The organism is Marinobacter alkaliphilus (assembly GCF_055394375.1).
The window spans coordinates 2,849,968-2,874,886 of record NZ_AP043751.1; the positions used below are offsets into that span (position 1 = coordinate 2,849,968).

Annotated in this window: 10 protein-coding genes and 2 pseudogenes; 9 read left to right on the forward strand and 3 right to left on the reverse strand. The window is 57.8% G+C overall.

All coding sequences use genetic code 11. From position 1 onward, the window contains the following. The first annotated feature begins 71 nt into the window (after positions 1 to 71). The 6 genes and pseudogenes from ACZ5Q2_RS13035 to ACZ5Q2_RS13060 form a co-directional block, all read left to right on the forward strand. Complete coding sequence (locus tag ACZ5Q2_RS13035) at positions 72 to 3,221, forward strand: poly-gamma-glutamate biosynthesis protein PgsC/CapC (RefSeq protein ID WP_432210023.1); 3,150 nt, start codon at positions 72 to 74, stop codon at positions 3,219 to 3,221. Further along, complete coding sequence (locus tag ACZ5Q2_RS13040; protein ID WP_230715822.1) at positions 3,218 to 5,644, forward strand: carboxypeptidase-like regulatory domain-containing protein; 2,427 nt, start codon at positions 3,218 to 3,220, stop codon at positions 5,642 to 5,644. The genes ACZ5Q2_RS13035 and ACZ5Q2_RS13040 overlap by 4 nt, the downstream gene beginning before the upstream one ends. Further along, positions 5,634 to 6,548: a hypothetical protein gene (locus ACZ5Q2_RS13045; protein ID WP_230715820.1), complete on the forward strand. Its 915-nt coding sequence runs from the start codon at positions 5,634 to 5,636 to the stop codon at positions 6,546 to 6,548. The genes ACZ5Q2_RS13040 and ACZ5Q2_RS13045 overlap by 11 nt, the downstream gene beginning before the upstream one ends. Continuing rightward, positions 6,545 to 11,494: a hypothetical protein gene (locus ACZ5Q2_RS13050; RefSeq protein WP_230715818.1), complete on the forward strand. Its 4,950-nt coding sequence runs from the start codon at positions 6,545 to 6,547 to the stop codon at positions 11,492 to 11,494. Before ACZ5Q2_RS13045 ends, ACZ5Q2_RS13050 begins: the two co-directional genes overlap by 4 nt. Then, a complete protein-coding gene (locus ACZ5Q2_RS13055; RefSeq protein ID WP_432210022.1) occupies positions 11,484 to 15,617 on the forward strand; it encodes a hypothetical protein in 4,134 nt (1,377 codons plus the stop codon). Before ACZ5Q2_RS13050 ends, ACZ5Q2_RS13055 begins: the two co-directional genes overlap by 11 nt. A 102-nt stretch (positions 15,618 to 15,719) precedes the next feature. Further along, positions 15,720 to 17,135, forward strand: a pseudogene (locus ACZ5Q2_RS13060) (CASTOR/POLLUX-related putative ion channel); the annotation flags it as partial. Positions 17,136 to 17,203: 68 nt separating this feature from the next. Here ACZ5Q2_RS13060 and ACZ5Q2_RS13065 read toward each other — a convergent pair. Continuing rightward, positions 17,204 to 18,259, reverse strand: coding sequence for a DNA-binding protein (locus ACZ5Q2_RS13065; RefSeq protein ID WP_230715989.1), 1,056 nt, complete (start codon positions 18,257 to 18,259; stop codon positions 17,204 to 17,206). 134 nt (positions 18,260 to 18,393) lie between these two features. On the opposite strand from ACZ5Q2_RS13065, the pseudogene ACZ5Q2_RS13070 reads away from it, so the two are divergent. Together ACZ5Q2_RS13070 and ACZ5Q2_RS13075 are read left to right on the forward strand one after the other, a co-directional pair. Continuing rightward, a pseudogene (locus ACZ5Q2_RS13070) lies at positions 18,394 to 19,195 on the forward strand (IS5 family transposase). Positions 19,196 to 19,372: 177 nt separating this feature from the next. Then, on the forward strand, positions 19,373 to 21,301 hold the full coding sequence (locus ACZ5Q2_RS13075) for an alpha/beta fold hydrolase (protein WP_230714761.1): 1,929 nt from the start codon (positions 19,373 to 19,375) through the stop codon (positions 21,299 to 21,301). Between the two features lie 28 nt (positions 21,302 to 21,329). On the opposite strand, the gene ACZ5Q2_RS13080 is transcribed toward ACZ5Q2_RS13075, so the two are convergent. Beyond that, positions 21,330 to 22,694, reverse strand: coding sequence for an NAD(P)/FAD-dependent oxidoreductase (locus ACZ5Q2_RS13080; RefSeq protein ID WP_230714759.1), 1,365 nt, complete (start codon positions 22,692 to 22,694; stop codon positions 21,330 to 21,332). 103 nt (positions 22,695 to 22,797) lie between these two features. On the opposite strand from ACZ5Q2_RS13080, the gene ACZ5Q2_RS13085 reads away from it, so the two are divergent. Next, a complete protein-coding gene (locus ACZ5Q2_RS13085) occupies positions 22,798 to 23,661 on the forward strand; it encodes an SDR family NAD(P)-dependent oxidoreductase (RefSeq protein ID WP_432210021.1) in 864 nt (287 codons plus the stop codon). On the opposite strand, the gene ACZ5Q2_RS13090 is transcribed toward ACZ5Q2_RS13085, so the two are convergent. After that, positions 23,579 to 24,784, reverse strand: coding sequence for an ISL3 family transposase (locus ACZ5Q2_RS13090; RefSeq protein WP_011785425.1), 1,206 nt, complete (start codon positions 24,782 to 24,784; stop codon positions 23,579 to 23,581). The genes ACZ5Q2_RS13085 and ACZ5Q2_RS13090 overlap by 83 nt on opposite strands. Positions 24,785 to 24,919 lie beyond the last annotated feature (135 nt).

Sequence of the window (24,919 nt, forward strand, 5' to 3'; positions counted from 1 at the left end):
CCCTCGATATTTTCCCGACAGGCGGTCTCTCAAGTTCGGTCATAACAACCGTTTGGGTGGGCGTCTGTGTCGTGGTGTTTCTCAACCTCCGGTTCGGCACAACCCTGTCCGGACTGGTGGTGCCGGGGTATGTCATCCCCCTGCTGATCGTTCGTCCGGTCAGCGGGTACGTGGTGCTGTTCGAAGGTGTCGTAACCTACCTGTTGGCGCGGTTGCTGGCTGAAAAACTGCCCAAGATATTAGGCTACGCAGAGCTGTTTGGACGCGACCGGTTTTTTGCCCTGGTGCTGCTCAGCGTCATGGTGCGACTGACATTCGACGGTGCCGCCTTTCCCTACCTCGAGGGCGTGCTCGCAGAATACGGCGTGGATTACAGCATCCGCAGCAATCTGCACAGCTTTGGTCTGATCGTAGTGGCACTGATCGCCAATCAGTTCTGGAACGGCGGTCTGAGATTCGGTGCCAGTTCGCTGCTGTTATACCTCGGCATCACCTACGTTCTCGTGCGCTGGGTGTTGATGGAATTCACCAATTTCAACATCAACACCCTCAGTTATATGTATGAAGATCTGGCCAGCTCCATTTTGGCCAGCCCCAAGGCATACATCATCTTGTTGACCTCGGCTTTCCTCGCGTCGCGGATGAACATCCGATACGGATGGGAATACAACGGCATTCTGGTCCCGTCGCTGCTTGCTCTGCAGTGGTATCAGCCGTCAAAGCTGCTGGCCACCTTTGTCGAAACCTTCGTCATCCTGTTCCTTGCCCGCTTTATGCTGACGCTGCCTGCCCTGCGCCAGCGCAACATTGAAGGCGCCCGGCTGCTGCTGCTGTTTTTCACGATCAGCTTTGTCTACAAGATGATTCTCGGTTACGCGCTGATCGATTTGGCCCCCAGCGCAAAAATCACGGATTTTTACGGGTTTGGTTATCTGCTGGCGACCTTGCTCGCGCTGAAAATGCACCAGAAAGACATCCCGGCTCTGGTAACGAGATCGTCGATCCAGACCTCTGCTGTGGCCGTGATTGGTGCCAGCATCATCGGTTTTGGCCTGACGTTACTGCCTGACCGGACGCAATACACAAACCTGGGTGAACCGGCATATCAGATCCGGGAGGCAACCGTTGAAGAGCCACTGGATTATCTGCACCAGCGGTTTGCGGACCTATACGATTCAGAGCGCCAGACTCTGTTCAAGGCTCCAACACCGCTGGAACTTGACCGCATCGAAACCGGGTTTAAGTTCCTGCGTCGGTACGTTGAGACCAAACAACCCGAAGCCCTGGCCCAGGCCAATGCTGCGCTTAGTGCCGAGGGCTTCCGGATGGAGCGGGTCAACGACGAGATCCTCACAGTGTTCGACGCCGATCCTGCCCGGGGCTGGGGCCTGTTCTTCCTCAGCCTGAATCCTGCAAGCCCGCTGTTTGTCCAGGTGCCGGCACCGCTGGATGAGAATGCCGCCGCGGAGGCGGGATTCTGGTTGTTCCTACAGGACCGTCCACGGGCTTTGGCCCTGTCCGGGTCCCGACGTTTTGCCAGCGCCGATGGCAGCGGCGACGTATTACTGAATCCGGCAACCGTGTTCCAGACTTTCCACCGGGTATTTGCGGACGAGAACGTCCTGCAAATGCGCAGTTACACCCAATCAACGGCTCGTCCGCTGCTCGGTGTCCGCGCTTCCGGACTGGCTCTGGAGGAAGAAGCCCGTACGTCCATGCTCTGGGTTACCCAACGATTGCCGGATGGTCTAAGCCTGCGTGATATCAAGGAAAGGACCGAAGATCTGGAGGTTACCTGGGCACCGTCACCACTGAATAACCGTCAGCGGGACGCGGTTCAAGAAGGGTTTGCGGAACTGTTCATCAGCGCGCGGGATTTGCGGCGCTGGATCGCCTACGACGATGCCTACCGGCTCAATACTCAGCGGGACAGCAAGCGAATCGACGGTTACCTCCAACGCTGGTTGGGCGACAACAAGGCACTCATCGCCGAGGCAGGAACTGATCAGTATCAGAAACCCGAACTCGGCACCCTGGCGTTCTTTGATCAGCTGTTGCTGACGCCGCTATTCAATCTGGTTGAAGGCGACCTGAGGGGCGGCTGGCAGGACGCGGCGGAGCCTCGTCTTATCCGCTTGTCCGTACTGGCGCAGAGTCAGGGATACCGGTTGTCCCGCTATCAGCACATCGAAACCGGTGACAATTACCTGATCCTCGCGCCGGAACCGGACCCAGAGAACCGGGCCCGTAACTGGGGCATTTACGTGTTTCGTTTGGGGCCGGCCCAGCCATTGTCGGTCCAGGTGCCGAGGCCCCTGTACGAATTGAACACCTTTGAATTCGGCGCCACCTTCTTTGAAGAAAGCCGGGCCGCGCTGCTCATGATTGCCGGGACTCACCCTTACGCAAATTCCGACGGCAGTGCCGATGTTGCTCATCCGGCCAACCAGCGAACTCTGTTCAACCTGGTTCATCAGGTGTGGCTGCGTGAGCTGAGAGACAAGCCCTTGGAAACCGTGCAGATGCGTGGAATGGGCGCGGCAGGTTCCGCTGGCGGTGGCGCGGCAGATGTGCTGGCGGGCTCCTATTACGGACTGGACAACCAGGATCGTCGCCAGGTAATCGACCAGACGCTTCGAAGGCTGGGTCTGCAGGTTGCCCCCGTTGTTGGACAGCGCTCCACGGCAGGCTACGAGGCCTCTTTCAATGCCCAGAGCCTCTATCTCAGTCTCACTCAGTCCAAAGACATGACGTCGCTGTGGCTGCGGCCGGACACTCGCCGTCTGTTCCGTTCCAGCGAAAATGACCGTCAGCAGCAGAGCCGTTTTGAAGCGGTGGGTGTTTCGAGCGAGTTGGGTTCTCTGCCGGAATGGGTGTTGGATAAAGGCTTTGCGACCGCACCGAGTGACGTGCTCCAGAGCATGACCAGAACGCTGCGCGAATATCAGGTCAGTGAAAACATTGGTTTCCTCGAAAGTCTGGTGAAGCGGCATCCGGATTATCGTTTCCGCCGGTTGGTGGACCTTAACAGTCAGCAGGGCTTTCTGGTCGTGCGAGACGGTTACGGAGAGACGGTTCTGGTCGCCAACCTGGCTCCCAGCCGTGATATCAGCGTCAGCCTGTCCACTCAAAACCGGTCGGCCGATGCGCTAGAGCAGGCATTGCGTGACTTTGTCGCGTCCCGTCAATCGTTCCTGATGATACAGGAGGGCGGTCGATGAGAAGGCTCGGACGTGCGATTGGGTTGGTGGTGTTGCTGCTGCTGTTCTGGCCACTGTTTGGGGGTTACGTCGTGTCGGCTTACCAGTGGCTCACCGACAGCGTGACTGATCAGCGGGCCGATCTGCCAGAGGAGGCCGATCAGGCCACCGTCTTCTGGCTCGATTCTGAGCGCTGGATGCGGTTTTCGCTGACCAAGAGCGCCGAGACGGTTCGGATTCTGACTCACCTCCAGATGTCGCCGGAACTCGTAGAAGCCGAAGTCGACCGGGTTTACGGGTTTGACTACCGATTCCTGAACAAGCGTCAGGAAGAAGTCTACTCGGATACGCATTATTTTCGGGCGGCCATACTGCCCCCCCGATTCCTCGAGGACGGACGTTCGTTCCCGACGCGTTTCTACGACGATCCGGAACGGGTTGCCAGCGCGGCAGAGAATCTTTATTACGCTCTCGAAGATCAATCCGACGCGGTATACCTAGAGTTGCGCGCCATCGAAAAGCCGGCGCCTGACAGCCGCATTGGCGTCCAGATCACAGAGGAGCAAACCCGGCCACGGGAAAACGCCGCCAGACTGTGGCCGCGTATGGCGCCGGAAACCCAGCGCAAGGTACTGCGCTCTCATGCCTATCCGCCGCATCTGGTCAGCCCGTTTGAAATCGAAAATGTGCTGATGTCCCGTTGGATGCCTCTGGGACCGGAGGGCGTCGACGGCACCGACTTTGAAAGCGATTACCTGTACACCCTCGAAGTGCCGCATTCGCTGCCGCGCGGCGGCGATGGGATTGTGCCTGCGGGACTGTATGCCGACCCGAGCCACTGGGTGACCCTGCCTGTCTCTGAGCGTACCAGGTATCGCCTGGAAGTGGAGCCGGTGGATGAGACGGTAAGGGACTTCAGTGTGAACTTTGCCCATCAGGAGAATGCCGAGCTAGAGGTTCAGCAATCCGTTTTGCAGGGCGAATCGCCCATGCTGGTCTGGAAGGGTGAGCTGGCTCCGGGGTTGCTGCAGGTCATTCCCAGTGTGCCGGTTGCGGTGAGGCTCTACGACGAGCCCTCAGGCGACGAGGTTACGCCCGATGCAAATTACCTTCGGGCAGATACCGCAGCGCCGGGCTCGCCGGTGCGTTTTCTTCTCGACTCGGACAGTCTGGCCGGCCAGCCGGTAAGGCTGGATGTCCGGACCTACGTGCACCCGGAACGACCGGACTCGTCCGCAGTTTCTGCTGTGGAAGTCCGCGTGAGGGACGCCAGTGGAGAGGTTGTGGAAACCTTTCAGCAGGACATCAATCCACCGGCAAGCTATTACCAGCGCTTCAGTGGGGAGCTAATGGGCAGTCGTGTGTCCGAGGCCAAGAGCCTGTTTTTGCAGGTCCCGGAGGATGCCGCAGAATTGGAACTGAGCAGCAACACGCCGGTTCTGGTGACCGGTTACGCGCGCCTGAATGGGTTGCCGCTTGAGCGAAATTTACCGAGCCAGCGCCGTCCCTGGCAGGGTTATGCTGACCGCATGCCCAGCTGGTTCCTGATGAAACCGCTGACCTCCAGCGACTCCGGGCAGCGGGTGGCGCTTCAGTGGTTTTTCCAGCCGATCGAGCGCAATGAGGCCATTCTGAGCGGCGTGTATGAGTGGGAAGCACTGGAACCGCTTCGTAACGGCCTGATACGCGATGTGCTTTTCCCTCATCGATTGTCGGGTGCGCTCAGGGAAACTGCCGTGGGCAGCATCTACCGGGCACTGCCGGACTCGCCGGTGTCGCTGACGCTGGTCGCTCCCGAAAAAAATATCTCTTTCACGCCGGACGTGATCTATCAGCGCAATGACCGCTCGCCGGAAACGGTCACCATCCTGCGGGATGGCAAAGTCTGGTTGCGCCGAGGTATTGCGGGGCGAACGGGTCGTTTCTCCCTTCCACTCGTCGATGCTGGCCGCTATACCCTCGAAATCCGGGGTTCCGGCCAGTGGTACATCAACCACAATCGCCCGCCCGAGGGGACCGGTTTCCTGGAGCGTTCGCTGTTTGAAATGGACGCTCGGGGCCAGACCTTCGTGATGAACAAATCTGCCCCGCGGGAGGTGGCCAACCTGGATCTGATCGCACCGCGCAATGCAGAGAAGTTCTCTGTCACGGTCAAGGTCAGACAGGCGACGCGCTCGGAGGGCCTGTTGCAGGACTACAGCTTCCTTGAACGACGCTACCACATTCAGGTGCAGGACAAGCAAACGCTGATGCTCGGTTCGCAGAGCGGCGCATGGGCCTCGCCAGTCACGATTGGTGTTCCGCTAGGCGAGGACCTTCCACCCGGTCGCTACCAGATCTCGGTAGAGCCTAGCCAGCCTGGTGGTCTAGTGTCCGGTTACATCGTACGTGAGGGTCAGCGTCAAGGTTATCGATTCTTCAGGAGGTCTTTGGATGGCTATTAAAACCGCGTTGTTGAAATCAATGGTGGTACTGCCGCTGTGTCTGGGGCTGATGAGCACAGTATCAGCCGCTCCGCTGGCGCCCGGATCGGACGCCAGGGACAGGCTGGAAACCCGGGTCAATCAATTTCACCTGCTCGATGATCAAGCCCTGCTGACTCTGGAGAGCGGCTTTGCAACTTTGCTTCGGGCGCAATCGGAGCAAGAGCTGGCGGACGCGCGTAAATCGCTGAAGCAGGTGGGATTCGAGTGGCAAATGCTGGACGAGGACCTGGTCATGCTTGCCGATACCCAGGGCGTTGGGCTGGGCCACTATGTGTTTCGAATCAACACGCTCAGTGACCTCATGCTGCAGGCACCGCATCAGTTTTTTGATCGTTTTACTGGCCAGTTGTCGATTGATCTGTTCGCCCGAAGTAACGCACGGGTTCTGGCGCTGAACAGCGCGCACCGGCGACTCGACATTCGTGACCGGTCAGGTAATGCCGACATTGCCCACCTGGAGCGGACGGCTCTTTCTGCACTGACGCGGGCGTTTGGTCTGGCCAAGCCGACCGGCGTGGTTGTGCAGTTGCACGGATTCGCCGAAGGCAAGAGGCGCAGTGAAGCCGGCCGTACCGCCGACATCATCATCAGCAGCGGCCAGCGCTGGTTGCAGCCGGTGGCGGACCGGATGGCGACCTGCCTCACCAATATCGGCCTGGGGCAGGTCCGTCGTTACCCGCTGGATGTGGGTGAGCTGGGTGGCACCACTAACACCCAGGGTGCGGCGCTCCGGCGTCTTGGCAATAACCGATTTGTTCATCTCGAGCTGTCACGGGCGCTGCGAGAGCGGCTTCTTGCAAGTGATACCGATCTCAATGCCCTTGGCAACTGTCTTCCTGAATCTAATGGTGATCCTTCATGATAATTCGTTGGTTTGGGCTTCTAGCGTCCTTGCTCATTGCCGTACCGACCCTGGCGATGACGCCGGTCGAGCAGTGGGTTACGCCAGACCAGAAGGCGCCGCTGATCTGGCAACAGGTCCGCAATTTTGAAACGTTTGGTGAGTCGGATTACGCGCAATTCGAGGGCGATGCACTGATTTTGCCGGCGGGCGAAAGCGTCCGATTTCTGATGGAAAATCGCCGATATCTCCGTCTGGATGCGCAGCTGGAAGACGGAGAGGACCTGAGCAATTTGGCCGTGCAACAATCGGCAGACGGTGCCTGGTTTTACCCGCTGGCGATGAGTGCCCGGAACCCGGATGGCGTCACCGTGAGCCTGCTGCCTCTTGGTGGGGATCGGGCCATCTGGCTTCGGAACCAGGGTGAAGAAGCGATGAAACTGGTCGTGTCGGCTGGTGAGTACCGCCCGGTGCCTTCGGAAGTCACCTGGCAGCCCCAGACTCTGGATGAGCTTCCGGGAGAGACTCTTTACCGTTTTCCTGAATCGGCTCTGAAGCATGTCTACACTGTTTCCCAGACTGACGTCCACGAACTGACGGTTGAAGGGCCCGCACTTTATGCCCTGAGCTTCCGAGAAATCCAGAACGGACTGTCGACGCGCAGGCGCGGTCGGGTCACTGTGGCACTGGATGGCCAGGCGCCGGATCTGCACTACCTCCATTTCTCGCCGGACCGGCGACATCGGTACGTCCACGATGGCGATTCTCTGTTATTGAGCCATGAAGAGCATCATTATCTGTGGGTACCGGAAGGCGAGCATAGGGTGTCTCTGAGGTCGGATCACGATCTGTGGTTCGAGCTGCTGAAAGCGGAGCATTATCGCAGTACGTCCCGGGGCAGTGACCGTCGCTGGACGGAAACCCTAATGGTGCTGCGCGAACGGCTGATGTTTGAACAGCAGCAGACGCAGTGGGCGATTCACGAATTGCTGACCGGCGGTGCCTCCGCTGCCGAACTGGCTGCGGCAAGCTTTGATTCCTCAGCCAGCGAAGGATGGCAGCAGGGTAATCTGGACAGCGTGTTTCGTCGGCGTTATACACAGGAACGCGCACTCTGGCCGATTGGTGGCGCGGAGGAAGTTCGGTTCACGCCGCTTCACACTGAGTTGAACCTCACCTCCAGCGACGATGTGTTCTACACCCGGCCCGATCGGCCGGGCGATGAAACCGTGTCCTATTTCCTGGTAAACAATGAATCCAAAACCTTGGCACTACCGAGAACCCAGGGGCCGACCCGACTGAATCTCAGTCTGGCTCACGCCGAGGCACCCGTCGAGTTGACTGTGGACATCGGCGGCCAACAGCATCAGCTTCAGTTCGACCCGCAAGGCTATCCGGACGACGATCAGCTGCGTCTGACCGCCCGTTCGCAGGCAAACCTTGACGCAGATACGGTCACAGCTAAACATCTGGTCAGTGACGCAAGCTTGCCATTGCCGCAGGGCGTCAGTCGTATTCAGATCCGGGCCACCGGGGGCGCCGCCAGCTTACGGGTTACCGTGGAAGAGGGCCGCTGGCCCACGTTTACCGAACAGGAATTCTGGGATTTCCTGGGGCAGTTGGGGCCGGATGCGTTCCTGTCCAGCTGGAAGTCGGCCCATCACGAGCGGGACGAATCAGGCAACACCCAGGGTGCACAGATACTGGATACCGCGCGAGTGGTTCAGGACGGCCAGTTCCTGCGCAACTGGTTGGTGAGCCGCTATGAAAACTTCATTGAAGACCTGTCGCCGTCCGTGTCGTCAGTGTCGACCCGAAAGCTCCGTGCCAACCTTGAATCTCTGTCTGCAGCCGAAGACCCGGCCCTGGCGCGTCGATACGCTGAAGGCGTCTTCGTCTACGCGACTGACCCGGACATCCGCCTGGAGGCCTATCACCTTCTGAAGCAGATGTTTGCCAGCGAAGGTAACGACTACGGGCTGCAAAGCTTGCTGGCGACGGCGTTCCTGCATCATGGGCGGTTGGATGTGCTGCCGGAACTGGCCATGATTCTTGAGCGCAATGGCTACGACGAGACGGCGCTCAAGCTGGCAGTGGTGCTGTTGGAGTCCGGGCGTTTGGAAAGCAGTCGCGAGGGTTTGCAGGAGCTTGTTCTTCGCACCTCGATCCTGGCGGACTGGCCTCTTACCCTGCAGAACCAGTTGCAGACCTTGCCGGACGAGGAACAACAGGCCTGGTACGAGCTGTATTTGCTGGAGCACTTCGGAGCGGCGAGCGAGCATTCTGAAGGCGATACACGACATGCCATTACTGCATTTGCAAACGGGCTTCCCGAGCCTGAGTCCGTGACTGCGGAAGCCTGGCTGTCTGAGTTCCGACGGGACTATCCCGGACTCTGGCGCTGGTCCGAGTGGTCGCTTGGATTCGAAGGCGAGGTTGAGCGCGTGAATATTCACAATCCGGATCTTGACCGCTATTACCAGCGCCATCGGGTAGCGCCGGAAGCGCCGCTGGGTCTGGAAGTGACCGGTCCGGTTCGTTTGCGAATCAATGCTGCTCTGGTGCATGAAGAGCGCACCAGTCGACTGAACGATCAACTGGCGGTCAGCCATAACGGTGAAGATTATCGTTTTGTCATCCTGAAAAGCGGGGTGTTCAATCGGCACCGGATCATTGGAGCGGACAACCAGTTCCCGGGCAGTATTGAGACGATTGAGGTGACTCTGGGGCCTGGCTCCCACGAGCTGGCCATTGCACCTGTTTCCGGGTCTGCTCTGGTTCAGGTTGAGATGAACACGCCGGCCTTCCTGTCTGGTCTTTACCTGAGCGGACAGACACGAAGCTGCCACGGCCGTCCTGATCCGTGGGCCGGATTCGTGGGCGAACGGGATGAGCCGACATCGCTGGCTCTGGCAACACCGGAGTGGGCAGCAGACACTACTGCTGATTCGACACTTTGCCGGACGTTCCTTGCGGACGCCTCAGAAGCAGGCGAGGAAAAATCGACCGCCGAGCAATCCTTCATGGCGGGCGCCGATGTGCGATTCATGCCAACGCCTATCAGTATGAATAGCGAGCCGTCTGAGCTGACCCCGTCCCGACCACAATCGCGGGACAAGGTGTCGCAGTTCCTGTCACAGGTGTTGATCACGCCGGGCTTTGCGAACCAGCCATCATTGATTGCCCGCAGCAATGCGCTGGCAGCGGCTCATCCCGAAGCGAGCGTTGTCCAGGACAAGCTTGCTGCGATTAACGAGGAACAGGGCTGGCAGCAGGAAGATCTGGTGCTTGAGAGTGCGGGGAAGCAGCGATTCGACAGCTCTCAGTGGTCTCCGTCTTTGCCATTCCTCAAGAATCGGCAGGATCTGCTGGGGCAGGCGCCCGCCTCCACAGAGCAACTGTTGTTTGGTATGGAGCCGATGGTGGTGTCCGTGGCGAACCCGTCGGGACAGGACTATCGGTTGCGTCTGCGTCTCGACAAGGTCGGATTCCAGAAGGTGTCTCCGGTAGCGGTTGATGTACGACTGAACGGCGATCGCCTTTCGCGACTCGAGTTAAGCGAAGGCAGTGCCCGCCGAGTGGTGTCGCTGAATCTGCCAGCCAGCACGTCTCAGCTTGAGCTGCAGATGCTCAATCCGTCCAGTCGCCACTGGGTGTACTTCCAGCTTGAGCAGCGCTCCGGCAGCGATGGCGCATGGCAGGCGGTAGCAAGGGAGCAGAGTCGTACGTACCACAAAGTGCTTCCGGGCCAGCCGCTGCTGATGTACGTGGACCAGCCAGCCTGGCTGCGCATGGAGGTGTTTGACGGCCAGCGTCATACGCAGCGCTACCGGTACCATCCGGCCGCCGGTGAGCTGACTATTCGTGCAAATGAATTGCCGGGCTCGTACGTGCGGGTCTACTCGCTGCGGCATCAGCCCGGCCGGTTGACGGCGCAGCCGCCTTCTTCCACGCCGATTTTGCGGTCCGTGCCGGACGGCACACTTCAGCAGGCCAACGCGTCCATTCCCGAGGCGCTGGTGTCTGACAGGCTACCCATGCCGGACCGTGACGCAGGCACTCATGGGGCCTATGCCGACTTTGTCCAGCGTAGGAACTTTGATGGCGCCTCCACAAATCTGCTGGAGCGGTTTGTCGAGTTTGGCTGGCGGTACCAACAGACGCCTTTGTTCTCAAGGTTCTACTGGCAATCGGACGCGTTCGCCAGACGGCATACGAATGAAGATATTTCGGTGCTGGGTACCCAGCAATGGCTGACCTGGCGACCAGACAACCGTTACTGGCGAATCACGATGTCCGGCGGTGCATTCTGGCAGCCCGAGGATTCAGCCGGCAGCGCTCACTTGGGCCTCTCATTCGACGGCTATATGCCGCTGAGCAACGAGTGGACGCTGGAGCATGAGCTGGCGGGCTTTGGCCGCGTGTTAACGGAAGAGGCAGGCGAAGTGGATGAGACGTCCTTCGACGATGATGTTTTCACCCGGTACAAGTCGAATCACCAGTATGGCGTCGATTTTAAAGAGTCTCTGAGTTACCGGCCCTGGCGGGACAGCCGCTTCTGGTTCGATGCGCACCTGAGAACCAATGAGGATCTCAGCCCCGAGCGCTATGCGTTGGCGTTGCGCTGGGACCAGTTCTGGATGCACAACACCCGAACCTATCTGGGTATCCAGCAGCGCTGGCTGCAGAAAGACGACGATCGGGCGGAAAGCGCCACCCAGCAGATTCTGGGCGTTGGCGCCGAGTGGCACGCCTGGCACAACCAGGGGCGTCGCTGGTTTGTCCGTCTGGACGCAGGGCTGGATCTGGATGAGTCCGAACCGGCTCTGAAGCTGTCGATTGGGCTGGATGTGCCTGGTACTAAACGTCTGGAAGATTTCCGACAGGAGCGGTTCCCGTTCTTTGGTTTCAAGGAGATGAACGCGGCCCGCTCTGTGGACACCAACGAGCTGAATTATGTCGAGTAGATCAACCCATCAGATGCTGACGCCGCGAGATCACATGCTGCTGGGGCTTAGTCGCCACTGGCAGCAGGTGTACCGGCATCTGGCCATTGAGCTGGAGCAGGAATACCAGAGCTGGCAACAGGGGAAAAACCGGCCGGAAACGGTTCCGGAGGCCCAGTGGCTCGTTCAACAGGTCGCCAGCTTTCTGGAATACCGGGTTGGCCAGTGTCTGACGACTCTGGACAAGCTGGACGAAGGCTTCCGGAGTTTTCAGCGCCGCTATCAGGGCGCTGGCGGCGCGATGGAGCGACAGCAGCATCTGATGTCCTATGCCGAGGAACTGGGCCAGACCCGCCGTGGCCTGCGGGCGGATCGTCGCTCGCTGGATCGCTGGTTTGACGACTCAGCCCTGCGGGACCGGTATCTTCGCAAAAGCAGCGAAGAGCAAAGGCTATTGATCTTCTGCATTCATCGGTTGAATGCCAATGTTTGTTACTTCTTGAGATCGTTTACGCGGCCTCAAGATATCCGTTTACATTTGCTGTCACTCGACAACCCGGATTTGATCGAACAACTGCTCACCCGAAAACTGGACCACCGGGTGACTACGGCAGCCCTGTCATTGATTTGCGGTTTGCTGGATGCCAGCGGCGGTGTTTTTGGCGACTTTATTGAACCGCAGATTTTGCAGTACTGTTATCGACTGTCGAACGACTCGACTCAGCCATTGTGGTTACAGGCAGAAGCCTTGCGGGTTACTTTGCAGCTGGACGCGGAATCGTCGCTGACATTCGTTCAGGACCGGTTTGATCGACAAGAGAAAGGCGATCCGATTTTCTTCCGCGCCCGGATTCTTTCCATGATGCTGCCGATTCAGAACAACGAGCGTGCTCAGGCACTGTATCGCCGCGCGTGTCGCGACGATAGCGAGCACGTCCGTCAGAGCCTGGTCAGATTGCTGCCCGAGCTGAAGTCAGAACGAGTGTCGGAAGTCCTTGACCTATTGATGGACGCAGAATCCTGCGATCGAGTGTTGGGGCGTCTGCTGAGGGTGCTACCCGCGTTGGTGCGCTCTGAAAAATGCGAACTGGACAGGGCGATAAAGATAATCAGCGAGCGGCTGCAGCAGGACGCGTCTGTATTGCTGGTTAAGTCCGCTCTGGCGGCCCTGATGGGTCTCAGTGGGAACTCATCGGTAGCGGCCCATGCTTGGGAAACGATCGAACACAAGTTGACGGAACTGCATCTCGAGCATTCTGAAACATCGGTCCGACGAGCAGCGGCTCAGGCGAGGGAGCGGCTCTGGTCGGGGCGTCAGGAGCTGGCCAGATCTACGGTGTTCAAGCCTCTGGAAGACCTTGACTGGCAGGCTCGGGCAAAGATTCAGCTTGACCGGAAAGATCTGAGTGACGAAGTCCTCGGGCGCTTTCTGGCAAGCCTGGCCGAGGACCGGTTTGGCTTCGATGTATCGCGAAGCGATGATCGCCTGACGATCACCGGTGGTTCCAGTTACCGGTTCCGTAGTTGGCGCTTCCTGCACGAATTGCGGACCAGCGCCAGCGACAAACGTCAGAACTACAATCACACCAAAGGCCGGGTGTATTACGGTCATATGCAGGTGCCGCCGTGGCATCTCGCTGAATTGAGCGAGACCCTGGTGCCCGGCGAACCCCTGCACATTGCAGAAGACGGGGACTGGCGGCCGTACCTTCCTCTACTGGACCAGGTGTTGTCCGCGCTGGATCAGGGTTGGCCGACGCGGCCCATCGAGCTGTACACCAGCGAGGGCATCACTCGGGTTCATCCGCCAGATCGTCTGATGGATCGGCTCCGGGCCCGGTTGGCGATCACACTGCGTTTTTCAAAGCTCAGCCGACTGCGCAATTGGCGTGAATCGTCCAGCCGCGAGCCAGACGCTTATCTGGCCGAACTCGAAAAACTGGGCTTCCGCTTCGAATTGCTCGGCCATCGCAAAGACGATCACAGCCGGTATCAGACCGACCCGCGAGTGCGACGGTTCTTCCCGGGGATGGCCAGCATCGCGCCGTTACCTGTGCTCTGGCAGGACTTCCGGAACTATTTTTATTCGGTGTACGAGAACAATCTCCAGCATCTGGTGATGTTCCTCGTCGCCGCAGCGGCGATCTTCTTTGGCCGGCACGTTTACATCGGCCATAAAATGAAGCGCGCCCGGGCCAGCCTTCCCTTTGTCGTGGGCGGTTGGGGCACCCGGGGCAAGTCGGGTACTGAGCGCCTGAAAGCCGCGCTGTTTAACGCCGAGGGGCTTAGCGTGGTGTCCAAGACGACTGGATGCGAGGCCATGTTCCTGTACAGTCCGGCCAATGGCAATCTGCGGGAAATGTTCCTGTTCCGGCCCTACGACAAAGCGTCGATCTGGGAGCAGGTTGATCTGGTACGTTTGGCATCGAAATTCCGAGCCGATGTGTTCCTTTGGGAATGCATGGGGCTGACGCCCCGATATGTGCAAATTCTCCAGGAACAGTGGATGCGGGACGACATGGCCACGATCACCAACTGCTATCCGGATCACGAAGATATTCAGGGGCCCTCGGGGATCGAGATACCGCGGGTTATGCAGAAATTCGTGCCCAAGCGCAGCCAGTTGCTCACGACAGAGCACAATATGTATCCGTTTCTGAAAGCCGCTGCGAACCAGAAACGCAGTGACATTGTGAAAGTGGATGAGTGGGAAGCGGATTTGTTGCCTGCGGATGTGTTGGACCGCTTTCCGTACGAAGAGCACCCGCTGAACATTGCTCTGGTACTTCGCATGGCTGCAGAGCTGGAGTTGGAGCCTGATTTCGCGCTCAAAGAAATGGCCGACCGCGTGGTACCTGACCTGGGCGTGCTTAAAGTGTACCCGAGGGTGAGTGTGCGAGGACGCCATCTGACCTTCATTAACGGTATGTCTGCGAACGAACGCCACGCTGCGCTCGCAAACTGGCGCCGACTGGAAATGGACCAATACACGCCAGACAAAACCCCTGACACCTGGATCACCACTGTCATCAATAACCGGGCCGATCGGGTGCCGCGCTCACAGGTCTTCGCCAACATGATGGTCGATGATCTGAGTGCTGACCGGCACGTGCTGATAGGAACGAACCTCGACGGTCTGCAAACGTATGTAGACACGGCTCTTGAGAAACGCCTCGCCAACGAAGGCTTCGACGGGCAGTCCTCCGAGGCCCTGGTGGAAGGGCTGGATCGTTACGCCGCGCACCTGCGTGTGGTGAGCAACGAAGACACGCTTCAACGCCGCCTTCTGTCCATGGTTGAGGGTGCGGGTATCGAAGTGACGTCGGATGTCGACTGGCTGAGGGATGTGGAAGCCTTTAAAGCCTTCTGCAACTCTAGCGAGGTAGAGCCCGACGTTATTGACGGCATCGTGGCGCAATGGCAACAGGACCAGCAGGAAATGGAAGAGTATCGTGAGCTGCGTCAGGCGCTTCAGTCTGGCGGGTCCGGGGCTGAGGCATTAATGGAGCATATACGCCGTTGGTTCTCCAGGCGCTTGGTGATCATCCCCAACAGTCACGCGACCGGCGACGAGGTGATTCAGACGATCGTGGATCACACACCGCCGGGTCTGGACACCCGCATGATGGGTATGCAAAACATCAAGGGCACCGGGCTGGACTTCATTTACCGCTGGCAGGCCTGGGACCGCCATTTCCAGGACGGCAGACTTCTGCTTTCGGATGACCCTGATGCGGTTCTCACCGCTGCACGTAATCTGGCGAGCGTGGAAGACTTTGGATGGCTGGATTTCGATTATTTCGATCCGCTACTCAGCGAAGCCAAGGAACGGGCGAAAAACCAGACTCAGGCTATTCAAGCTGAACTCGAAATGATTCGAACCCGGCTGGAGCGGCGTCGATCAGACCTGCAAAAAACCAGCGGCAACCAGAAAGATGGTAACGGCCCCATAGAGCGTTTTCTGGACGGTCTCGAAGCCATTCTGGATGCGGGTGCGGCGGTGAAGCGGCGCAAGCGGGCTAATCAGATCTATAAAGATCTGACCAGTCAGCGAATTAGCCACGAGAGGGCGGCGCTGGAATTGAAGGACATCAACCGATCGCAAAAAGGTGGATGGTTGAAACGACGTTACCTGGCGTCGTAAAGCGTCAGTGCGTGGGATTTATGTGTGGGTTCATCTTGAATAGGGCGGAATCTGGTATAGGATCACGGGAAGATCACAGCGACTGCCTGACAGAGGAACCCCATGCTGCCCTTTCGGCTTATTGACCGCATCAAATTTCTGGTGGAACGCCAGCTCGTCAAGGGCGCAGGATTTCAGCTTCTTGTCGTTGGTGTGTTTATTGGATTGATCTCGCTCATCGGCGGACTGCTGGTGTTGCCGTTGGGCGATGATTCGTTCACGGACATCGGCACGGCTGTCTGGTGGGCCTTCCTGAGACTGACAGACCCGGGGTATCTGGGCGACGATGTGGGCAACTGGAAGCGGTTGGTCTCCACCGTCCTGACCATCAGTGGTTATGTGGTCTTCATGGGCACGCTGGTGGCGATCCTGACCCGCTGGTTGATCGCCAAGATGACAGACCTTGAGCGTGGGCTCACACCCGTCACCCTGCGCAACCATATTGTTATCTTGGGATGGAGCAGTCAGACATTGCCCCTGTTGGGAGAGTTGTTGAGCTCTTCCGGGCGTATGCGCCGGTTCCTTGAACGGCACGATGCCAGCAAGTTGCGATTGGCGGTTCTTTCCGAGGAAGCGTCGGCCGCCCAGGTTCACGAGCTTCGGACCGAGCCCGGCATTGGCTCCAAGGCTCGTCAGATAATCCTGCGTTCCGGCACCGCCATCCAGCCGGAGGCATTAACCCGCGTGGCCTGCCTAGATGCCTCGGCGGTCATCGTCCCCAGCATGGCACACGAAGCCGGCAGTCTGGTGACCTCCGACGTTGAAACCGTGAAGGCCCTGTTGTCCATTGCCGCCCAGGCCCGCCAGTTCCGGACGCCCCTGCCATTCGTTGTTGCCGAGATTCAGGACATTCGCAAGCACCCTGTGATCGAACGGGCGTACCCGGGAGCGATTGAGGTGGTAGCGGGCGATGCCACCATCAGCCGGCTGATGGTTCAGAACATTCTTCACCCGGGGCTTTCAGGAGTCTACAACGAGTTATTTTCATCAGTGGATGGCAACGAAATCTACGTTCGCGGTGGTGAAAGCATGGCAGGCCAGACGCTGGCTGAGGTTGCCGCACAGCGTCCCTTTGCGATTTTGTTGGGACTTTTAAGAAAAGCAGGGGATGGTTGGTCAGTGCAATTGCCGGCAACCAGTGACACACGCGTTGAGGCCAGTGACCGGGTTGTGCTGCTTGCACGGAATTATTCGGACACTGACAGGCAGCCGAAAACCACGCCACTGCCGGCTGTCGAAAGAACGTCCACTACGCCGAAAACGATGGCGGCGGAAGCGCGGATCCACAGGATCCTGCTGCTGGGATGGAACCGCAGGGTGCCAGGAATGATCGCTGAGCTTTCCTGCTATCGTAACCGCCGTTTTGAAGTGGAGGTGGTGTCCGTGGTTCCGGCCGAGGAGCGCCGGCAGGATATCGATCGCTATCTGGGCGATCAGCAAACGGTGCCCTGCCGCCACATCGAGGCGGACTTGAGGGTCGGCAACGATTCTGACGAAATCCTCCAAATTCTTTGTTAACGAATTGTTTTACATATTAATTTTGGAAACTACTTAGTTAGGCTCCTCTGAAGTTGTTTTAACTGTCCCTGGAGCATCGCCTTTTCCTGCATTAAATCGCGGTTCTCATCACCGAGCAACCGGCTCCGGTCAATGGCAGTCGTGTATTGCTCATTGAGATGGATGATCCGCTGTTCGCAGGCGGCGAGTTTCTTTTCGGCTTCATTCAGGTCAGATTGAAGCCCCTCTCGTTGCTGAGTGTCTCCAGTTCGCTCCTGTTTGAGGCGTTTAACCGTTTCTGCCAGTGTTTCTATTCGCGCCTGTTGCTGAGCGGCAACGGATTGGCTCTCGTGCAGCCTTTCATTAAGGTCCTTGGCGTGATCCTGGCTAGCTTCATAGCGCCGCCCCATTTGGTCAAGGTGCTGTCTCAACGTATCCTGCGCCTGTTCGCTAGAGCTTAGCTGTTGCGTTAAGCGACCCACCTGACTCTCCAGCCCCGATTGAACCGCATGGAACTGGTCGCGTTCCTGTCGGCGATCTTCAGCAATCTGTTGTTGGTAATGCTCGAAGTGGCTGCGGATGTCCCGGTTTTCCTGTCGCATTTCCTGGGCCGCCGCCCCGGCGTCGCTGAGTTTGTCCTGACAGGCGTCCAGCTTAGTAGCGAGCGAGGCTGTCCGCTGCTGCTCTTTTTGCAGGACCTCTGCCTGGATCCGGTTTTCTGTTTGCAGGGCTTCGTTCACTTTTCCCAGCTCGTTGCACTGGCCGTCCAATGTTAAACATCGCTGCCGCACCTCTTCCAGCTCGGTGCGCCATTGCTGTTCCAGCGCCTGGTGCGCTTCGCGCTCCTGCGCAATACGTTCATCGGCCGCAGATTGAGCACGCTCATGCAAGCCTTTCACGGCAGCCACCAAGTCCGCCGGGAGTCCGTTCAGATCCGCTGCGGCTTCGCTGCCTGTTTTCCAACGTTTCAGCATTGGCCCGAGAGTGCTGCGACTGCCGGTACCGAGTTCCGATCGCACCCGGTCGACAGTGGGCTCGTCACCGCGTTGGCGGACGCGTTGCGCAGCGTTGGCGACATCCTGGTAAGTAATTCCGGCGCGGGCCATGACATGCCTCATTTTTATCATATACCGTGATATGTGATATTACGTTATTTATGCGATAATTAAGGAGACTCTGAATAAGTATCGAAATCAGCGATAATACGGCCATAGTCAACAGCATAGGATTCAGTGCCATCATGGACCAGATTACCTTCTCCGAAGCCGAGTACCAGACCAAGAAGCGCAAGACTCGTCGCGAGATCTTCCTGGAGCGGATGGAGAAGCTGATTCCCTGGAAGCAGTTGGAGAAGAAGGTAGCCCGTTATTACCCCAAGGGCCAGAACGGACGGCCTCCCTATCCACTGTCCGCCATACTGCGAGTTCACTGCATGCAGCTGTTCTATAACCTGAGCGATCCGGCCATGGAAGATGCCCTCTACGAAGATCGAATCCATGCGGCACTTTGCCGGCCTGAAACTGGACCGCTTGCCGGATGAGACCACCATTCTCAACTTCCGGCATTTCCTGGAGCAACACGGTCTGGGCAAGGTGCTGTTTAAAGAGGTGAATAAACACCTGGAGAAAAATGGCCTTATGCTGCGAGAAGGCAGCATCGTAGATGCCACCATTATTTCTGCTCCCAGCTCCACCAAGAACAGCACCGGCAAGCGCGACCCTGAAATGCACCAGACCAGAAAGGGCAACGAATGGCACTTTGGCATGAAAATGCACATTGGTGTCGACGACACGCTGGGTCTGATTCATAGCATCGATACGACTGCGGCCAACGTTCATGACGTCGTGCCCGCCGACAAGCTGAAAGCCGAGAAAATCAAAGCCAGTGTTCGCGCCAAAGTCGAGTATCCCTTCCGGTACATCAAGCAGGTCTTCGGCTACCGCAAAGTCCGCTATCGCGGCTTGGCCAAGAACAACAACCGGCTGCATTTGCTGGCCGCGTTCAGCAACCTGCTGATTGGTGAAAAATACACGCTGGCGTAGGGCCAGTGCGCCTGTTTTCCGCCAAAATGGCGGGAAACGGGCAAAAAAACCCAAATAGCGGGAGAATAGCGTCTGAATTTTCGATTTTTTGCAGGCTAAAACCAGCATCGGCAAAAATCAGCGGTTATTCAGACCTTTCTTAGGGATGGCATTCTAATAACAAGAGAGGAATTCCCGATGCGCCACTACATCCGTTGCACTAATAGCCTGCGCTTTGCTTGCGCAGCTGCCATGACGGTGAGTCTTTCAGGCTGCCTTGATAGCGGCTCCAGCGATGCACAACAGCCTGCTTCCAATCCACAGGTAACGGAAAGGCCGGCAAACAACGGTTGTGAAAATGCCGGCCAGGCGTGTGATGTTCCCGCGATTGTGCCGATTTCGTGTTCTGCAAACACACCCACCGAAGGTGGCCGCAGCTATCCGGTTGCCATTACGTCGAGCTCCGGAGAAACCATTTCCTTTCAGGTGCTGGAGCCCATCGGAGGCATTGACTGTCGGCGGGGGCATCCTCTGGTCTTGCATGGCCATGGTTTTGGCGGATCACGCTCCACGACCGGTTTCGACAACTACCGGGAGTCGGGCTTTGTCGTGATATCCATTGATCAGCGTGGCTTTGGCGAGAGTACGGGTACCGTGAGAGTTATGGACCCGGAGTTCGAAGGCCGCGATCTGATTCAGATACTGGATTGGGCAGAGGATAACCTCGAGTACCTTCAGTATCGGCGCGAGCCGTCCTTGCCACCGGAGCTGAACCCGAATCCGGTAGTCGGCGCTATAGGTGGCAGTTACGGTGGTGGATTTCAGTTATTGCTGCACGGGCAAGACCCGAAGCTGCGACTGGACGCGCTGGTTCCCGATATCACCTGGTATGACCTGCGGTCGAGCCTCAACCCCGGGAACGTGATCAAGACCGGCTGGGATCTGGTGCTTGTAGCTGGCGGTGAAGCCGGATCAACCGGTAACGGAAACGGCGGGCTGGACCCGATTATCCGTGAAATTCTCGCGCAGGGGCTCCTCTTGAACCGTTTTCCCGAATCCGGGTTGGATTTCTTCTTCTACCATAGCCCCGCTTATCGCTGTACCGGTGAACCACTGTCGGTACCCGAATCTCCGGATTTGTTGAGTTTTCAGATTGCTCCGCCAGCCTATGACGTGCCGCCAACTCCGTTCCGGCCCGTTAATGTTTTGCTTACCCAGGGGATGAAAGACACGCTGTTCAATTTCAACGAAGCCTGGCGAAATTTCGATTGTCTGCGTGCCCGGGGAGGCGATGTCAGATTGCTCACACACCAGACCGGTCATATTCTCCCCGTTGAAGCGCCAGACGAGCTGCAGCCGGCTGAGTACGTTGATCCAACCGCAAGCTTATTGGAGATCCCGGGGTTTCAGTCTGCCGGCGGGGCTTTTGCCTGCGGCGATGTCTCCATATCGGATGCCACTCTAAATTGGCTCCAGCACCATCTACAGGGCAAGCCGCTGGCGGACTATTTTGACGGGACTGATCAGAACGTCTGCCTTTCTCTGGAAGATGGGGCTGCAGTTCAGGTGCCGGTCGATTCCTTCCCGGCACCTGGCGCACCGGGCACGTTACTAAGCGGTGATGCCGTAGTGGAGCGCATGGTGAGTGCCGACATGCCTGTTCCGAACGGCGCCACCGCGGCGGCGACGCCGACCTTGCCACCTGAGGCTTTGTTGCTGGGCAAAGCCGGCGCCGATGGTGTAACAATCGGAGGTATTCCCACAGCTCTTGTAACTGTGTCCGATATACTCGGTCGAACAGAATGCGCGGCTGGCCTTAGTCAGTATGAGCCGGGCTGCGACGCGATTCTGTTTGTCGGGTTAGGTAAACGCAGTGAGGGCAGCAGCCGGTGGCAGCTGATCGATGATCAGATCCAACCGGTCAGGGGCCTGAAAAAGGCAGAGGTTGTTGAACTGGTCGGAGTCGCAGAAGCGCTGAACCCGGGCGACGAGCTGGCACTGTTGGTCTACGGATTCCACCCTCAATACCCGCTGAGTGGGTCGAGAGACCTGCTATTGCAGGCCGTTAACTTTGAGGCGACCGTTCAGGTACCCGTACTGCAAGGAACACTTGTCAACGAGGGGTAAGGGCTGGCGCCGGTGGGAGTGGGGGGGCTTACCATAGCTTCCGCTCCCACCAATAATCCTCAGCTTTCAGCGCCCCCTTAACCGCCGCTATACCCAGTTGCTTGAAGGGCTGAACCGGCCAACGCATCGGTGTTCGATTTACAAACCATGCCTCGGTGCGTTTGCTTTCCAGGCCGAGGGCCAGCTCAGCCAGAGTTTTTCCGCTGTATTGCGTCAGGGATACACCATGGCCAGTGCATCCGCACAGGTACAGCGTGCGATCATCTTTGTAGAATCCAAGGTTGGGAACCGTGTCGAGGGTGACCGACACCGGGCCACCCCACTGATAATCAATGCCAATCTCCGCCAGTGGCGGGAACAGGGTTTTCAGGTGTTTTTCCAGTGTCCGCCATGTTGGTTTGTGGTGATCGAGGCTCATGTTCTGGCCCGCGGTGGTCACCACGTTGGCGCCGCCAAAGGTAATGCGCCCGTCTGCCGTTGGCCTCAGGTAGTGAACCAGGTGCCGGTTGGTCTCTATGCCGTAACGCCCGGCCCAACCGATGGCTTGCCACTGCTCTGGAGTGAGGGGCTGGGTGACAATCTGATGTGTCCAGATGGGGGTCTGATTACGACGAAACGCTCCCATTTCCGGCAGTAGATGGCTGTATGCGTTGGTTGCCAGTAACACTTTGCTGGCGTTAACGGTGCCGCCGGACGTCTGCACGCTAACCCCGCCCTGGGGATAGGTGATGGCCTGGCATTGGGTGTTTTCATAGATATGGACGCCCAGCTTCTTGCAAATGGATTTCCAGTGCCGAACATGCTTCGCCGGGTTCAGAATGCCACACCGTTGCTCAAACAGGCCGGCTTTAGCCAGCGGGCTGTGAAGCCGTTGCGAGAGCTGGTCTTCGCCCCACCAATCAAAGGAGCTTGAGAACCCCAGTTCATGGTAGAGATCCTGCTGTTTTTGCAGGCGCCCACGATGTTTGTTGGTCAGTGCAATCCGCAGAAAGCCATTGTGTTCGTAATCGCTGTCGAAGTCGTATCGGGAAACACAATCACGCACGTAGTCGACGGCATCTTCCATGTACTGGTGGGCGGCCCGGGCCTTTTCCTTGCCGTGCAGCAGGCAGGTGATCTCGGGCTCAAAGCCGAACAGGGTCATTGAAAACCCGCCGTTGCGCCCTGAGGCCCCAAAACCAACGGCACTGCCTTCCAGAACGGTGACTTCGACCGATGAGTCCAGTTCTTTTATATGCGCTGCACAGGACAAACCGGTGAATCCACCGCCAATAATCACAATATCGGCCCGGTGGTCTTCAATTAGCGGCAGGTTAGGTGAGTAGGGGCCAAATTGATTAAGCCAAAACGATCGGGTCTCTGGTGAGCCAAGTTTGCTGTAGTCTATGCCCATGGCGTTTATCACGTTGTTATACTTGAAGCCTTTCGGCGCGGGAGTGCGCCAACGTGTATCAAGGTGGCGTTATAAAAACAAGACAAGAAACCGGGGTGTATTCATGAGTGTGAGCGGCAAGACCATTGTTCTGACGGGCTCGTCCAGCGGTATTGGTGAACAGGCAGCCTATCAATTGGCCCGAAAAGGGGCGCGTCTTTGCCTTGTGGCTCGTCGGGAGGATGAATTAAAAAGAGTGCAGCAGGCTATTATCGCCGAGGGCGGCAAAGCCTGGGTCTACCCGGCGGACTTGACGGATGAAGCCGGCTTGCAGTCGGTTGCAGACCGGATACTGGCCGAGCACGATAGGGTAGATGTGTTGGTCAATAATGCCGCCCGTTCCATTCGCCGCCCCATCTCCCAGGCTCTGGACCGGCTGCACGATTACCAGCGCACCATGAATATCAACTACGTTGCTGCGGTTGGCTTAACACTGAAACTGCTTCCGCGGATGTTGGCCCAGGGCCGAGGGCAGGTGGTGAACATCTCCACCTTGTCCTCCCAGGTTCCGATTCCCTTGTTTTCCGCTTACCTGGCCAGCAAGACTGCGCTGGAATCTTTCTCTCGTTCTTTGTTGGCGGAAATGGGGGATCAGGGGATCGACGTTACCGTGGTGTACTACCCGATGGTGCGCACACCCATGTCGTCGCAAACCAGCATTTACAAGCACATGCCGATGATGACTCCGGATAAGGCCGCGGGGTGGATCGTCAAAGCGGTGGATGAGGGGCCAGCCAGGGTTGGTAGCCTGATGGGGACTGCCGGCAGCATTGCGCTTGCGGCGTTACCTGGTCCGGTTACACGTTACACCCAGCCGTTGTTCAGGCTGATGGATAAAAAGTGGTTCATCGCGCTTTACCGGGAAATGCTGCTTTTATCTTCAGAAAGAAGTAGTCGTTATCCCGGTAGCCGTAGGCCACCCGCTTGATCACCTTGATCTTGTTGTTCATTCCCTCCAACACACTGGTGTTCAACCGGTAGACCGCGCTGGCGATAATGCCGTCGACGTAGCCCTTGAGGCGCCTGGCAAACTGCTGCACGGGGGCCAGCCCACTACTCATAGCCAGATTTAGCCAGTCTTGCCAGCGTTGTCTGGCATCGGCCTCTGAGGGAGCGTACCAGAGCTCTTTGAGCTGGTCTTTCAGGACGTAGACAGTCATCAGGGGCTGGTTGGCTTGCAGCAGTTCTTCGAGCTTCAGAGCCTGCTCGTCCTTGAGGTTGCCTCGGTTTCTGAGCAACAGCCAGCGACTTCGTTTCACTACTTTGCGAGCCGGCTTGTCGTGTCGAAGCTGATTGGCCTGATCGACCCGGACACGGTCAATCACTTCCCGTCCGAACTTTGCTACAACGTGGAACAGGTCATAGACCACCCGTGCTTGTGGGCAGTGGTGCTGAACTTCCAGGTCCATGGCGGTATTCATATCCATCGCCACGGCTTCGATCTGGCCACAGGTTTCCGGCCCCAGCCATTCAAAGAAGGGGCGTACCGCTGCTCGACTGCGGCCTTCTCCAACCCAGAGGACTTGTTGAGTATCCGCATCAATCGCCACGGTGGCGTAGCGGTGTCCCTTGAACAAGGCGAACTCATCCATGATCAGTCGACGAATCCGGCGTTTATCTGGCTCAGTCACTTCTCGTTTGAGGCGCCGATGGTCGATGGCCTTGACCGTATGCCAATGCAACCCTAGCAGCGTTGCCACATGTTGGATCGGCATCAGTCGTACCAGGGATTCAATCCAACTGACCATGCCTGCCGTCAGACGCTGTCGCCCTGGTAACCAGCGAATCTGTTCAAGCTTGGGGCCACAGGTCGTACAACGAACTCGGCGAACTGGCACGTCCAGCCAGACGCGGTATTGGAACAGGTCGCGTTCTCGGACTCGTCGGGTGCTGATGTCATGGATGGCAAGCGTGTGCTGATTACAACCACTGCAGCATGGCAAGTAATCGTCGGCAGGTTGCAGTCGGATGAGCAGAGATTGAGCGTCAATCTGGGCATACGATTCTATCGTGAATCCTTCCCAGAACAGGGCAAGAGGATTAGCATTCATAGGGACGGCGGTGAGTCGGTCAGGTTTGTTGTTTTGGCGAACTCAAAACTAACCGGTTTGACCGCCGTCTCCTACTTTTTCACGCTAACCCGCGATGAACCTAAAAAGTTGGGGCAGAAAGCACGCCAGTGAACA